Origin of the sequence: Halorientalis sp. (genome assembly GCF_028275115.1) — an archaeon.
GTDB lineage: Archaea > Halobacteriota > Halobacteria > Halobacteriales > Haloarculaceae > Halorientalis.
In genome coordinates, this window is sequence record NZ_JAQCNH010000029.1 from 1 (window position 1) to 12766 (window position 12766).

At 66.1% G+C, this 12766-nt stretch carries 18 protein-coding genes; 4 read left to right on the forward strand and 14 right to left on the reverse strand.

The genetic code is table 11. The annotated features are described in order from the left end of the window. A partial coding sequence (locus Q0964_RS04580) for a DUF429 domain-containing protein (RefSeq protein WP_299263995.1) occupies window positions 1-725 on the reverse strand: 725 nt, incomplete at its 3' end. 69 nt (window positions 726-794) lie between these two features. Here Q0964_RS04580 and Q0964_RS04585 point away from each other — a divergent pair. After that, the gene (locus Q0964_RS04585) at window positions 795-953 is read left to right on the forward strand and encodes a DUF7559 family protein (protein ID WP_299263997.1); all 159 of its coding nucleotides are present in this window, start codon (window positions 795-797) and stop codon (window positions 951-953) included. Beyond that, window positions 950-1450, forward strand: a complete 501-nt coding sequence (locus Q0964_RS04590; protein ID WP_299263999.1) for an Hsp20/alpha crystallin family protein — start codon at window positions 950-952, stop codon at window positions 1448-1450. Before Q0964_RS04585 ends, Q0964_RS04590 begins: the two co-directional genes overlap by 4 nt. On the opposite strand, the gene Q0964_RS04595 is transcribed toward Q0964_RS04590, so the two are convergent. The 6 genes from Q0964_RS04595 to Q0964_RS04620 all read right to left on the reverse strand — a co-directional run bounded on the left by Q0964_RS04595 (window position 1451) and on the right by Q0964_RS04620 (window position 5621). Further along, window positions 1451-2635, reverse strand: a complete 1185-nt coding sequence (locus Q0964_RS04595) for an NAD(P)/FAD-dependent oxidoreductase (RefSeq protein WP_299264001.1) — start codon at window positions 2633-2635, stop codon at window positions 1451-1453. Between the two features lie 25 nt (window positions 2636-2660). Further along, window positions 2661-3113: a hypothetical protein gene (locus tag Q0964_RS04600; RefSeq protein WP_299264004.1), complete on the reverse strand. Its 453-nt coding sequence runs from the start codon at window positions 3111-3113 to the stop codon at window positions 2661-2663. Then, window positions 3110-3427 carry a DUF7388 family protein gene (locus Q0964_RS04605; RefSeq protein WP_299264007.1) on the reverse strand — a complete coding sequence of 106 codons (318 nt, stop codon included), beginning with the start codon at window positions 3425-3427 and terminating at the stop codon, window positions 3110-3112. Before Q0964_RS04605 ends, Q0964_RS04600 begins: the two co-directional genes overlap by 4 nt. A gap of 547 nt (window positions 3428-3974) precedes the next feature. Further along, window positions 3975-4370, reverse strand: a complete 396-nt coding sequence (locus Q0964_RS04610; protein ID WP_299264010.1) for a hypothetical protein — start codon at window positions 4368-4370, stop codon at window positions 3975-3977. Window positions 4371-4493: 123 nt separating this feature from the next. Continuing rightward, entirely contained in the window at window positions 4494-5093 is a 600-nt protein-coding gene (locus tag Q0964_RS04615; protein WP_299264012.1) for an NUDIX hydrolase, read from the reverse strand. A 57-nt stretch (window positions 5094-5150) separates the two neighbouring features. Then, the gene (locus tag Q0964_RS04620) at window positions 5151-5621 is read right to left on the reverse strand and encodes a DUF7109 family protein (RefSeq protein ID WP_299264015.1); all 471 of its coding nucleotides are present in this window, start codon (window positions 5619-5621) and stop codon (window positions 5151-5153) included. Window positions 5622-5726: 105 nt separating this feature from the next. On the opposite strand from Q0964_RS04620, the gene Q0964_RS04625 reads away from it, so the two are divergent. Next, the gene (locus tag Q0964_RS04625; protein ID WP_299264018.1) at window positions 5727-6509 is read left to right on the forward strand and encodes a response regulator; all 783 of its coding nucleotides are present in this window, start codon (window positions 5727-5729) and stop codon (window positions 6507-6509) included. Window positions 6510-6518: 9 nt separating this feature from the next. Here the strand turns inward: Q0964_RS04625 and Q0964_RS04630 are convergent, their stop codons facing one another. After that, window positions 6519-7616, reverse strand: a complete 1098-nt coding sequence (locus Q0964_RS04630; protein ID WP_299264021.1) for a glycosyltransferase family protein — start codon at window positions 7614-7616, stop codon at window positions 6519-6521. A gap of 146 nt (window positions 7617-7762) precedes the next feature. Here Q0964_RS04630 and Q0964_RS04635 point away from each other — a divergent pair, with 146 nt between their 5' ends. Beyond that, a complete protein-coding gene (locus Q0964_RS04635) occupies window positions 7763-7933 on the forward strand; it encodes an HVO_0758 family zinc finger protein (protein ID WP_299264024.1) in 171 nt (56 codons plus the stop codon). Here Q0964_RS04635 and Q0964_RS04640 read toward each other — a convergent pair whose 3' ends face one another. The 6 genes from Q0964_RS04640 to Q0964_RS04665 form a co-directional block, all read right to left on the reverse strand. After that, on the reverse strand, window positions 7934-9022 hold the full coding sequence (locus tag Q0964_RS04640; protein ID WP_299264027.1) for an aldo/keto reductase: 1089 nt from the start codon (window positions 9020-9022) through the stop codon (window positions 7934-7936). A gap of 237 nt (window positions 9023-9259) precedes the next feature. Next, window positions 9260-9712: a hypothetical protein gene (locus tag Q0964_RS04645; protein WP_299264030.1), complete on the reverse strand. Its 453-nt coding sequence runs from the start codon at window positions 9710-9712 to the stop codon at window positions 9260-9262. Between the two features lie 65 nt (window positions 9713-9777). Beyond that, on the reverse strand, window positions 9778-10182 hold the full coding sequence (locus Q0964_RS04650) for a type II toxin-antitoxin system VapC family toxin (protein ID WP_299264032.1): 405 nt from the start codon (window positions 10180-10182) through the stop codon (window positions 9778-9780). Continuing rightward, the gene (locus Q0964_RS04655) at window positions 10183-10398 is read right to left on the reverse strand and encodes a DUF7557 family protein (protein WP_414652132.1); all 216 of its coding nucleotides are present in this window, start codon (window positions 10396-10398) and stop codon (window positions 10183-10185) included. A 200-nt stretch (window positions 10399-10598) separates the two neighbouring features. Then, window positions 10599-11771 carry a DHH family phosphoesterase gene (locus Q0964_RS04660; RefSeq protein WP_299264038.1) on the reverse strand — a complete coding sequence of 391 codons (1173 nt, stop codon included), beginning with the start codon at window positions 11769-11771 and terminating at the stop codon, window positions 10599-10601. 105 nt (window positions 11772-11876) lie between these two features. Beyond that, entirely contained in the window at window positions 11877-12764 is an 888-nt protein-coding gene (locus Q0964_RS04665; RefSeq protein WP_299264512.1) for an SDR family oxidoreductase, read from the reverse strand. Between the last annotated feature and the right edge of the window lie 2 nt (window positions 12765-12766).

The window sequence follows — 12766 nt, forward strand, 5'->3', positions numbered from 1 at the left end:
CGATACGTCGCCAGCGCCGCGACCACGGCGTCCAGTGCGTCCCCGCCTGCGTCGTCGATCAACTCGGCGCGGACGCCCTGCGAGAAGGCCAGGGGCGTCTCGGTTTCCAGTCCGTCGACGATGGTCCGGCGACGGTCACGGGCGGTCTCGCCGCCGTTCTTGTACTCGGCGGCGGGCAGGTCACACTGGGCTATCGTCGCCGCGGGGTAGACCTCACACAGGGACACATCGCCGCTCCCCTGCATCGGACGAATGGTTACGTCGTCGGTGTCAGCGAGGGGGGCGAGAACGTCTCGAATCCCGAAAAACGTCTGCTTCCAGACGTGGCTTCCGTACGGGCAGAGCGCGCCGACAGGGCCGTCGGTCTCTCGGCGCAGGTCCGCTCGCTCGCCGTCGGTCACCTCGCGGGCTCGCGAGCGACAGGTCGCTTGAAACTCGTCGGCGTCCGTCGCGGCGGTGGCGACCCACTCGACGCTCGACTCCCAGGTCTCGCAGTCATGGACGGTCGCGGGAACGCCGAAGGGAAAGTCGAGGCCGACCGTCTCGGCCTCGCGGAGAAAGGCAGTTAACTGGCCGAGACAAGGAGCGCGCTCGGCGACACCGAAGCGGTCGGCGGCCGACTCGCAGGATTCGACGTGTAGTTCGTCGTCGGTCGGCGTGGCCTCGGCGATCCAGATGTTGTGGCCGGCCTGGGCTGCGCCGCTGAAGTCGACGCCGTGATACATGCTCATAGGTGGGTGCGTCGGAGGCAAAAAGCCGGGGCATTGATACGCGAGGCCACCATATCGAGAAATATGCCCAAAACGCTCGAAGTCAGGTGCACGAGCGGGGACTGCGAACTCGATATGTTCGCGCTCCACTATACGTACGACATGCCCGACGGCGTTGGAGTCGCGGAGTTCGCGTGCCCGTACTGTGGCGAGACGGACGGACTGGAGGAGATCGAGCTATGATCCGGGAACTCGGTCGGTCGCTCGGCAACACGGTCATGGAGACCGTCGGCCGGGCGGCCAGCCGCGTCCAGGAAGGCCGCCCGCTTCCTGCCGACCTGCTCGAATCCGAAGACGCCTTTCTGGCAGTGTTCGACGCGCCCGGCACCGCCAGCAGCGACATCCAGGTCCGGTTCGACGACAACGCCGTCGAGGTCCGGGTCGACCGGTTCCGGGATTTCTACGACGGCTTCGAGATGCTAGTCCCCGGTCGCGGCCTCGCACTCGACGGGCGCGTCACCCTCCCCGCCGACGCCGCCGTCGACCCGAGCGGTGCCGACGCCACACTCAGACACAACGGCACGCTCGAAGTTCGCATCCCCAAAGGCGAAGCCACCCACGAGATGGAGGTCACGGACGAATCGACTGCGGTCGAAGGCGTTGAGGAGTCTACGGAAGAAGACACCGACGACGGAGTCGGCGACGCGGAGACCGACACACCGGACACGAACGACGCGTAGCTACTCGACGGTCATCCCCTCGACGACTGGGAACTGTTCGTCACCGTCGAACCGCGTTGGCTCGAACTTGTCGATACCGCGTTCGCCCAGAATCTGCTCGGCGATCGTTCTCCCGAGCGCCGGCGCACGCATGAACCCGTGGCCGTGCCACCCCGTCGCGACGAACAGTCCGGGTTCGACCTCACCCACAAGCGGGTCTCGGTCCGGCGTCGCGGTACAGAGCCCAGCCCACGACCGCTCGACCTCGACCGGCCGGGCGACCCCCGGAGCGAGCGCCGCGTCCACCCGTTCGACCGCACTGGTACGGAACGTCGCGTCGGCTGCTCGCTCCCAGTCGTCGGGGTCGAAGTCCCGTTTTTCGACGCCGTCGCCGACGAGCAGTCCGCCTGCACCCGGCCGCTGGCTGCTGCCCGGTGTTCGTGTGCCGAACCCGGTCTCGTCCTGCTCGACCGGACGCCAGTAGAACTGCTCGGTCGCGTCGTACAGCGTCGGGACACACTCACTCGCCGGTGTCTGCTCCGTAACCAGCGCCTGGACCCGGTAGGCCTTGACCGGCACCGTGACGCCGGCTCCGGCCAGCAACTTGCGGGTGTGTGCGCCGGCCGCGACCAGTACTGCGTCGAACGCTACCGTGGCGTCGGGCGTCTCGACCGCGGGGTCGGCCGTCACGCCGACCTCCGTCTCTGTCTGCACCGACGCGCCCGCTTTGCGGGCTCGCTCGGCCACGACGGCGGCGTATTCCGCGGGGTCGGCACAGCCGGCGTCGCGTGCAACGGCGGCGACAGCTACGTCGTCGGTCTTCAGAGCGGGATACTCGGCAGCCAGCGTCGCCGGGTCGAGCAGTTCGACGTCACGGCCCCGTTCGCGCATCCGGGGCACCTGCTCGCGGATGGCCGCCGCTCGCGTCTCGTCGCCCTCGCGGGCGAGCCAGACGTATGGACATTCGACGAAAGAAAAGCGAGTTTCGGCCGCCAGTTCGCGGAGACGGTCCATCGCCCGTGCGGCGACAGCCGCGTCGGTCTGGCCAGCGAAGGCGTCGTAGCAGAGACCTGCCGCTCGGCCCGTGCTCCCGGCCGCAATCTCGCCGCGCTCGAACAGTGTCACGTCGACGTCGCGGGCAGCGAGTGCACGGGCGGCGGTCACGCCCACCGCACCGCCGCCGACGACGGCTACCGAGTCGGTCACTGCTACGTCTGAGGCGCGACTGCACTTAGCTTCGGCGTCGACGGACGGCGTCGACCAGCCCGACGAGTGTCAAACTGCCGAACACGGCGAGAGCCACGTGGAAGACCTCGATGCCGTCGATGTCGACACCGGTCCGCCCCAGGGCGTCGCCGGCCAACGCGAGGAGGTCGTCTAACACGACGAGAGGGAGAAAAAGCGACAACACGAGGACGCCGGCGACGCCAAGGGTGATTCGTCGGGCGGCCGCCTCGTCGACGCGCCCCTGGCGCTGGTGGTACGCCGAGTAGACGATGACCGCAAACCCCAGACAGAACACGGCAACAGCCGCAATCCGAAAGGAGGCGAAGACGAACAGTTCGGCCGCCCACGCGACCGTCGCGGCCAGGTCCGGCGACGTTTCGAGGACGCCGGCCACCAGCGTCAGGAGGAGACCGACGACACCGACGGTACCGACGGCACGGGCCCGGCCGACACTCATCGGCCGAACGCGCCGGGGCCGCGTGCCCAGCACGCGGCTACCGTGTCGGTTCTGACTTCTCGGCGCTGCGCAATCCGATACTCGACTGTCTCTCCGTTACCGACCGGCGCATAGTCCCGGCGGGCCTGTGTGAGGGCGGCTTTAATGTGGCCAGTCGTCGCGTCCGTCGTAGCGTCCTCGGAGAGGAATCTGCGACTCTCGTGGCCGGCGGCTGTGTCGACGGACGGCAGCGTCGCTCGCGAGACGGTCGTCTCAGTGAGCTTCAATGTCGCCACGTTGGTCCCGGTATTCGGTAGCGCCGTTGTCGTGAGCATCGGTGGGGCTCGCGGCTAACTCGCACGGGTTCGTGTGTCATACAGCGTCAACGGCGGGTGAACTACCCCGACCTACCGCGCTCGGGCCTACCCGGCCCTCGCTTGTTGAGGTCGGGGCTTCCTGTTTCTGTGTCAGAATTTATACCCGACGTGGGCACAGGGATTCCAGACTCCACAGGCGGCTTCCCTTCACAGGCGATTCGGAGTGTCCCACTCCTACCGGTTGGACACTCAACCACAACCGACGGTGCGCGCTTCTTGTCTCGCTTGAACACCACCAGAGACGTGGTGAGCATTATACTACCATCTTCGACCGCAGGGATACTAAGGGCATGCCGTGTAGTGGAAGTAAAACCATGACGGCGTGGACGAATCGCTCCGCGATTCGTTCGCACACCAGAAATCGGAGATTTCTGGGGACGCTGTATCCCCGCCCTACTCGCTTCCTCCGGTCGCTCCTTGAGGAAGGGGGCTTAGCGCCTGCAAAACAGCTAAACGCTGTCGGTTCTCTCGGCGGGCGCCGAGGTGTGTCACTGCCGAGCCACCGTTACTGCTCGGCAGTCCACTCCCGGGCCTCGCGAATACTGTCGGTCATCATGGCCGTGTGCAGGCCGTCAACATCGTCGATGAAGCTCTCTATGTCCGTCTTCGCGACGGTACTGTCGGCGTGGACCGTGGCGCTGTGTTCGATGCCCGCGTCGATTATCTTCGGCACCCACTCGTTTTCCGGCCACACCTGGTCGTCGCCGCGTGCCCGGATACCACTGGTGTCGACGATCAGCTTCGACGTGTCACGCTCTCGGCTCACCTCCAGGAGGTCGTTCGCGCCGTCACGGAACGTCTCGCCGGCGGCGAACTCGTCCCAGGTGTACACGATTGCATCGAGTCCGTCGTCCCACTCGAGCGTGTAGAGACGTTGCTCGGCGATGACTTCACACGACATGCAGTTTTCTATCGAGCGGCAGAATAAATTCCTGGCCCGAGAGGAATCAAATCTGATAACAACAGGGAACGGTCGTAGGTCCGCGTCCGCCGAACCCGTACCCCGATTCCCGTCCCCTGGCCGCTACATTGGGAGGTCCGCATCCGGGTCCACCTCCCGATCCGCTTCCGCCGGCATCTCCCAGTCGGTCGCGAGTTCCAGCAACTGCACGAGAATGCGCGCGGTCGCGCCCCAGACCGTGTAGCCGTCGACGTGAAAGAAGTGTAGACGGATATCGCCGTAGTGTGGATGGTCCCGACGCTCGGACTCGTACTTGTCCAGGTCTGTGAGGTCCGCGACCGATAACACCGCAATCTCGGCGACCTCACGCTCGTCTGGAACGTACTCCTGGTCTGGAATCGTCCCGACAAACGGCCGGACAGCGTACCGGGTCACGGTGCTGATCTCGTCGAGGCGGCCGACGATATCTGCCTGCTCGGGGTCGAGGCCGATTTCCTCGTTTGCTTCCCGGAGCGCAGTCGCCTTTAGATTCCTGTCGCTGGGTTCGCGACCACCACCGGGGAAACTCATCTGGCCCGGGTGCTCCCCAAGATGGTCCGCCCGCTTCGTGAACAGCACGTGCGCACCTCCATCACAGGCGACGATGGGCGCGAGGACGGCAGCCTCACGCTCCCCGTTGTTTATTTCGGTCGCCGGGAAGTTCCCAACCCGCTCCAGGTCCATATCCTCTACGTGGGGCCCCGCGCTCTTAATTTGCCCGGGGACACCGCTGTCCGTGGGTCACGTTAGCGCGTCGTCAAGTCGCTCCCGGGCCGACGCGAGGTCGACCGGACCCCACACTTCGAGTTCGTAGCTCGCGTCGAGCAGTTCCCGCATCCGGTCGTCGTTCCCGTCGGCGACGGCACGTGCTGTGTCCGCTCGAAACCGTTCCTCCGCGGCGGCACCGAGCCGGTCCCGGTCGACCGTCCGGTCGGGGACATCGAGGATGTGCGGCAGGTCCGTCGCATCCTCAGGGAGCTCCGGGAACGCCACGGGACCAGGGACCAGCCACGGTCCGTCGGCCGCCGTCGGCTCGAACGCGACCAGATGGTACGTCTCGCGGGCCACGGCGACGTCGTCGTCGAACACTGCGGGCTCCACGTCGTCGCCCTGCCGGTACGCAAGTTCGGCCAGTGCCTGCCCGAGTTCACCGGGCGTCAGCGCGTCGAACAGGTCGACGACCCCCGCCAACTCGTCGCCCGTTAGGTCCATACTCCGACCGGCGAGTGGCACCCTCTTTACTCTGGCGGGACTGTCGACAACCGGGCCTGTCAGGGCCTACGTTTATTACATAATATCCCCAAACTGTAATGAACTGTGCCCGCGCTGACCGACGACCGGATACAGGTGCTCCACGTCGACGACGAGGTCAGTCTCCTCGATCTGACTCGGGAGTGTTTAGAGCAGTCCTCGGACCGGCTCACGGTGGTGCACGAGACCACGGCCACGGCCGGACTGGACGTGCTCGGTGAGTCACCGGTCGACTGCGTGCTCAGCGACTACGACATGCCCGGCATGGACGGGCTGGCCTTCCTCGACCGTGTTCGCGCACGGTACGACGACCTCCCGTTCATTCTCTACACCGGGAAAGGCAGCGAGGAAATCGCCAGCGACGCCATCTCCGCAGGTGTCACCGATTATCTCCAGAAACAATCGGGCGTCGACCACTACGACGTGCTGGCGAACAAGATCGAAACAGCCGTCGCGCGCCATCGCGCAGAGCGGGAACTGCGTAGGACCAGAGAGCAGTATCAACGTCTCGTCGAGCAGGAACTCGTCGGAATCTATCTCATCCAGAATGGGGCGTTCCAATTCGTCAACGAGAAACTCGCCGCCATCCACGGCTACGACCGCGAGGCCGTCGTCGGGATGTCGCCGCTGAAATTGGTTTCCGCGTCCGACCGCGACCGCGTCGGTCGACGACTACAGGAACAGTTGTGTGGTGACCGCGAGGAGTGCCACTACCGGATCACCGGGAAACACCGAGACGGCTCGACTCTCGACTTGGAACTCCACGGCGGCCGGATCAGGTACGAGGGACGCCCCGCAGTCATGGGCGTGGTTATGAACTGGTCGGAGCGAGACGGCGGAGATGAGTGAGCGCCGCGTTCACCGGTCGGTCGCGCGGTCCAGTCCCTGCCGAGCGGCCCGTTCGATCGTCTCGGGGTCGAGGTCCGTCTCCGCCCAGGCGGGAAGTCGCGTGTCGGCGTCCGGCGGGGCGACGGCCTCTGCGTACGTGTCGACCTGCTCGCGCTCGCCGGCGGCGTCGAACTCGAACCCGTTGAACGCCGCGTCGGTCCCGTACTGTGCGACGAGGCCGTCCGCGAGTTCCCGGTAGTGTTCGCGGAGTCGCCCGTAGTCGGGGTCGAGACCGGCGTCCTCGACCGCGTGGAACAGCGCGGCGGCGACCTCACGGCACATGTCGCCCAGTCCCTGCGGACCGCCGACGGCGCGGTGGTCGTGCTCGTGTCGTCCGAGGTCGACCTGTGCCGTGCCCGCAAAGCCCGCGGCCTCGAACGCGTCACCGAGCGTCCCGACTTCGAGCCCCCAGCCTCGCTGTGCGCGCAGGCGTCGGGCGAGGTCGCTCGTCGCCGCGAACTCGCCGGCCAGCGCGTACCGGAAACTCCCTAAGTAGTCGACGACCGGCGCGTCGTCGTCCGCGGCGAGCGCTCGAACCAACGGCGTATAAAAAAGCCGAAACAGGCGGCCGTACAGCCGGTCGTTCTCGACACGGGCGTAGTAGCCCTTCGAGAAGTCGTAGCCACGGGTGAGTGGAAAGAGCAGGCGCGGAACGTGGGCCCGCGAGTACGTCGTCGCGTCGGCATCGTGGACCGCGACGTACTCCTCCCGAGCGGCGAGCCCCAGCGCCAGCCACACGTCCCGTCCCTTGCCGGCGGGGCCGTTCAACCCGTACTCACCGAGAGCGTCTCGCACCTCCGGGGCGTTGCACCACAGCACCTCGGGGCCGAGTTCGAAAGAATCGAGCCAGCGGGCGACGGTGTCGACCCGCTCCTCGCTGGCCCGCAGCGCGACGATTACGCGAGCGGGGTCGACCCTATCAAGCGTCGTCAGCACCCGCTCGGCGGCGAGGCTGGCGTGTTCCCGCTCCGTCAGAGGGACGACGACGGCGGCGCTCTCCGTGGGCGCCTCCGGAACGCGGTCGGCGAACGCGTGCAGCGTCGCCACCCGCTCCTGGACGTATTCCATCGCGTCCTGGTTAGAACTGGTCCTGAAAAAGCCCGCTGTTCTCGGCCGTGTGCCGGTTTCCCTGCCGTTCGCCGGAGCCTCACCGTCGAACGCTCGTCTGACACGTCGGCACGGGGTTTTTGTTGAGGCCGCATGTACTGAGAATTATGGAATCCGTCCGCAAAGGACTGCGCTCGGGCGACATCGAGAAGGACACGTACGAGCGACTCACCTGTGCGGAGTGCAGAGAGCAGCTCGGGACAAAAAACGACCCCGACGAACTCAACACCATCAGGTTCTGTCCGGGCTGTGACCGCGAGTGGAAAAAAGTCGGGTAGTCAGTCGAAGACGGCGTCGAAGGCGCTCGCTCCAAGGGGCTCGAAGGTCCCCGCCCCGACGTTCTCCGCGACGTGGGTCGGCGAGCCCATCCCGACCAGCGAGCTCGTCACCCCAGGTGCGCTCCGCGCGAAGTTGATCGCCCGCTGGGCCCGTGTCTCACCGTCCAGTTTCGCTTCCACCTGTTCGGGCATCTCCGTCGCTAGCCGTCCCTGCATAATGGAGGCGCTCGTGAACACGTCCAACCCGGCGTCGTTGGCGAACCACAGCGCCGACTGTGACCCCTCCGCCCCATCGTGAGCGGCGACGGTGAACGCGTCGGCCATGAACACGTTGAACGGCAACTGGACCGCCCGGAGGTGGGTCGAATCCGTCCCCGCCCGGTCCGACGCCGCCCGCGCCCGTGAGACGACCGCCGGTAGCGAGAGGTAGCTGTCCGCACCCTCGCCGACCCGGAACGACTCCCAGGAGGCCACGCCGTAGTGACGCAGGTCCCCGTCGGCCGCCCGCTCTTCGAGCCGAACGAAGGTGTCCTCGAGCTGGTCGTAGACCGCGTCCTGGGAGTTCGTTTCGAGTTGCGTCTCCGGGTTGTGGACGTAGTACAGATCGACCGTGTCGAGTCCCAGGTTGTCCAGCGACCGCTCCAGTTGGTCGTCGATGTAGTCTGGCGCGATGCAGTGTTGCCCCCGAACGAGGTCGTCGGGGTCGACGAGACCCGTGTCGACGTACTCCTCGCGGACGAACTGGCCGGGGTCTGTCGGTCGCTCGCCGTCGAAGGGGACGAACCCACCCTTGGTCGCGACCAGGACGGCCTCGCGGTTCACGTCGGACTCGGTGATGGCGTCCCCCACCACGCGTTCCGAGCGCTGACATCGGTAGTTGATCGCCGTGTCGACGACGTTGATGCCAGATTCCAGCGCCTCGACGAGTGCCTCGTGGTAGTCCTCGTCGGCTTCGTCGGTGGGGTCGCCGAGGTAGGTGCCGACGCCGACCGAGGAGACGACGCAGTTCCCGAAGGATCGGAAGTACGTGCGGGCGAACCGCTCGTGGTGGCGGTCGCGGTAGTTCCAGGTTGCCTCGCGGGTAGCCATGGGCGTAGATTGGAGCGCGGGGCCTAAAGACGGGACGGTCGCGGGTACCGGTTCCACCCAGTGCGCTCACTCGAAACACTCGACGGGGACGCCGGTCTCCAGGGAGTCCGGAACGAGCGCGTCCCCGGGATCACGGATGCCACAGGCCTCCGCTCGAAGCACGACACCATCGTCCACATCTAAGGAAACGTAGCAGATTGGTGAATCGAGATTGCCTCCGCTGCCCTCGCCCTCAGATTAGAGGGTGGCGAAGTAGTTGTACTCGAGTCGGACGGCGGCGGCACTATCGAGTGCCGTGTGCGCCCAGATGTCGTGAACTCCAAATCCGAACTGTGCGGTTCGGCCGTCCAGATCCCGCCGCGATGACTTCTGGACGAACGCTCGTTCGTACTGCGTCGCGTGCTCGACGACGTTGGGTTCATCGCCGATCCGTGGAGGGCCACCCGGGTATGCCTGGGGCTCGACGGCATCGTCGGTCCGGCGGTCCGCTGAATCCAGCGTCGGCCGACTGGCTTCACCGCAGTCGTAGTCCGGCGGTGCCGTTCGAGTGGCTGTGTCAATCGTCGACGACTGTCCGGTCGGTTCGCCGCTCGCCGTCTCGGCCGACGGAGTTCCTGCCTCCGAGCTACAGCCGGCAGTCCCGAGGCCGAATCCGACGCCCAGCACCCCGAGAAAGTGACGGCGGCGCATTCGGGTTCGAGTGGTGGCGGTCGCGGTAAGTGCTTTCTCCCGCTCCGTGTTCGGAGTCGATATCGTCACTCCGCGGTGTGGACGACATCGACATCGGCCAGCGAGTGGACCGGCCCCTCGTCGACGTCGCGTTTGTTGTGCGTGACGAAGGTCCCGCCCTCGGTGTAGACGGTTGCGAGGGTGAACAGGTCGACAGCGTCGAGGACGACATCCTGAGACTGGAGTTTGTCGTCGAGATAGGACGCTTCGATGGCCGTGTCGTCGGTAAACGAGAGAATCCGGTCGAACGTCGACCTGAGACGGCGTTGCTCCTGTCGCCGCTCGGCACGGCTGGTGTGATACTGGAACGACTCCCAGGCGACGTGCGCGGGTAGCGTCCACTCCTCGGTGCTGTACTGCTGGAGGTGGTCGATGACCGCCTGATTCGAGTTCCGCAGTTTGACCAGTACGTCCCTGTCGAGGGCGATCATCTATCGTCGCTCCTCCAGCGACTCGTTCAGTCGGTCGCGCGCTTCGTCCATCCGCTCGATGTCCTCGTCGTCGACGGGCGGGAGCGATTCGGCGATCCGTTCCACGTCTTTCTCCGTTCGGCTGAGCCGTTCCAGCAGGTCGTTGAAGCTCTCGTCGTCCCGCTTGAGGTCCCGCAATCGCTCTTTGACCTCCTCGCTGACCCGGATCGTACTTATGTGTATACGCTGTGTACAAAATGGTGGTAGGTGTTTCGCCGCTCGGGCACCCATGCCCCCCGGAGCGGCCGCGGGTGGTGCGGTCGACACTCCGTGTCGTACCGGACGCGAGCCAGCGGCTCGCGTCCGGCAGTTTTTCGCCACGTTTTCACGAGGAGAGGTGCCGCGCGGAGCGCGGCACCCGACGAAGTAAAAAGTGGTTAGATATCGCCGCTCATCGCGTCGAACAACCGGTCCGTCAGTTCGGGCATCGTCATACCCGTCGAGGGGCCGATTCCCTCCATGTGGTCCAGCGAGACCTGGCCGCCACCCATGCGGGCGTGACCGCCGGCCTCGGCCATCGGAATGTCGTCGACGGTAGCGCGAAGGGTTTTGCCCATGTGGACGCGGTCGTCCCGCGACCGTCCCGAGAGGTGGACGGTACCGTCTTTCTTGCCGGCGACGACGACCGCCGTGACGCCTTCTAGCCGGAGAAGTTCGTCTGCGGCCTGCGGGATGGCGTCGGCGTTGTTCACCTCGCCGACGTTGGCGAAGCCGAAAGCGTTGCGAACCTCGCGGTTAGTGATGGCACGGGCCTTGACCTCCAGCACCTCGGCGTCGACCTCGGGGTTAGCGATGCGGTCGAGCATGTCCTCGTCGACGCCCTCGTAGAGGTAGGAAGCGGCCCCGAACTCGGCGGCAGAACAGCCCTTGGTGAGGTGCTTGGTGTCCGACTGGATGCCGTATATGAGGCCCGTCGCCAGATCCGTTGGCAACTGTTTGGCCTCGGCCTCGTCATCGGGGTCACTGGGGTCCCAGCCGAGTCTCTCGAAATACTCGGCGAAGATGGTTGCACAGGCACCGATGTCGGTGCGAACGTCCGTGAACTCAACGCCGGTGCCGTCTCCGGGGTGGTGGTCGACGACGGCGAAGGGGTCGACGCTGTCCGCGCCGGAGAACCCTCTCGGCGTGTTGTGGTCGACGAGGACGACCTCCTTCGACGTGAGTTCACTGGCGTCCTCGATGCGCTCGAAGTCCAGGTCGAGGACGGTCTCGAAGGCGCGGTTTTCCTGATGCCGGATCTGGCCGGTGTACTGCATCGACGCGTCGGTGTCGACGGATTCGGCGAGCGTTCGAATGGCCATCGCGCTGGCCATGGCGTCCGGGTCGGGATTGGGGTGCATCAGCACCGACACGTCGTCCCGGGCGGCCAGAAGCCGCTTGATTTTCGCCCCCTCGGGTCGGCGGAGGCGGGCGACGACCCAGGCGACGGCGCCGAGAGCGACGAGCACGGCGACGGCCACCACCACCGACGGTGGGCCGTCTATGGCGAACGCCGCGGTGGTGTCGACGGCCGCATCGGGCCAGACGCCACCCGCGGCTGCAAGTGGCATACTCGCGTTGTGTCGGGCCCAACGAACATGAAGTTTCCCCATCAGTACAACAGTAGAAGTCAACCCCTGGTACGAACACTCCGGTGCTGTACGGCGGCGTTACACCTAGTCGCCGCGGTACGCCTCGATTGCGGCCCGGTATCCCTCCCGATAGGTCGGGAACGAGAGGTCGTACCCCCACTCCTGGAGCCGGTCGTTCGAGCACCGCTTACTCGTCTCGACTCGGCGGCGCGCGGCGGGAGACAGCGCCTCGTCGGCCAGCCGCTCGGCTTTCGTCCGTTTGGCTGGCTCCGTGACGCCGCACTCGGCGGCCAGCCAGTCCGCGAACTCCCATTTCGGGGCCGGTTCGTCGTCGACGACCAGCACCACGTCGTCGCGGCCACGGTCGGTCTCGAGCAGGAACCGTACCACTCCCGCGGCGTCGTCCCGGTGGACCATGTTCAGATATCCGGCCGTGACCGGTCCCTCCAGATATCGCTCCAGTCGGTAGCGGTCGGGGCCGTACAGACCGGCGAAGCGGGCAACGGTTCCGTCGATACCGTTCGCGCCGGCCAGTTCAGTGGCGATCCGCTCGGCTTCGGCCAGCACCTCGGTCTTCTCTGTCGTCGGGTCGAGTGGCGTCTCCTCATCCACCCAGTCGCCGTCGTGGTCGCCGTAGACGCCCGTACTGGAGGTGTAGACCAGCCGGTCCGGTGTGTTCTCGCGAGCGGCGAACTGCTCGACGGTCGTCCGGAGACCGTCGACGTAAATCTCGCGAGCCGCCTCGGCCCCGCGCCCGCCGGAACTGGCGGCGAACACGACCGCGTCGACGTCCGGTACCTGTTCTAAGTCGACGGGGTCGGTCACGTCCGCCTGAACGGCCTCGAGCCCCGCCGACTCGATTGCGGCGACACCCGAATCCGAGCGGCGAACCCCGACGACGTCGTGGTCGGCCGATAGCTGTCGACCCAATTCCAGTCCGACGTAGCCACAGCCCAGAATCGCGACGCGCATCG

Bases quoted from the DNA above. Each gene is read 5' to 3' on its own strand.
- Q0964_RS04585 (WP_299263997.1), top strand. From the start codon at position 795: ATGCCCAAAACGCTCGAAGTCAGGTGCACGAGCGGGGACTGCGAACTC.
- Q0964_RS04590 (WP_299263999.1), top strand. From the start codon at position 950: ATGATCCGGGAACTCGGTCGGTCGCTCGGCAACACGGTCATGGAGACC.
- Q0964_RS04600 (WP_299264004.1), bottom strand. From the start codon at position 3,113: ATGAGTGTCGGCCGGGCCCGTGCCGTCGGTACCGTCGGTGTCGTCGGT.
- Q0964_RS04605 (WP_299264007.1), bottom strand. From the start codon at position 3,427: ATGCTCACGACAACGGCGCTACCGAATACCGGGACCAACGTGGCGACA.
- Q0964_RS04610 (WP_299264010.1), bottom strand. From the start codon at position 4,370: ATGTCGTGTGAAGTCATCGCCGAGCAACGTCTCTACACGCTCGAGTGG.
- Q0964_RS04615 (WP_299264012.1), bottom strand. From the start codon at position 5,093: ATGGACCTGGAGCGGGTTGGGAACTTCCCGGCGACCGAAATAAACAAC.
- Q0964_RS04620 (WP_299264015.1), bottom strand. From the start codon at position 5,621: ATGGACCTAACGGGCGACGAGTTGGCGGGGGTCGTCGACCTGTTCGAC.
- Q0964_RS04630 (WP_299264021.1), bottom strand. From the start codon at position 7,616: ATGGAATACGTCCAGGAGCGGGTGGCGACGCTGCACGCGTTCGCCGAC.
- Q0964_RS04635 (WP_299264024.1), top strand. From the start codon at position 7,763: ATGGAATCCGTCCGCAAAGGACTGCGCTCGGGCGACATCGAGAAGGAC.
- Q0964_RS04640 (WP_299264027.1), bottom strand. From the start codon at position 9,022: ATGGCTACCCGCGAGGCAACCTGGAACTACCGCGACCGCCACCACGAG.
- Q0964_RS04645 (WP_299264030.1), bottom strand. From the start codon at position 9,712: ATGCGCCGCCGTCACTTTCTCGGGGTGCTGGGCGTCGGATTCGGCCTC.
- Q0964_RS04650 (WP_299264032.1), bottom strand. From the start codon at position 10,182: ATGATCGCCCTCGACAGGGACGTACTGGTCAAACTGCGGAACTCGAAT.
- Q0964_RS04660 (WP_299264038.1), bottom strand. From the start codon at position 11,771: ATGCCACTTGCAGCCGCGGGTGGCGTCTGGCCCGATGCGGCCGTCGAC.
- Q0964_RS04665 (WP_299264512.1), bottom strand. From the start codon at position 12,764: ATGCGCGTCGCGATTCTGGGCTGTGGCTACGTCGGACTGGAATTGGGT.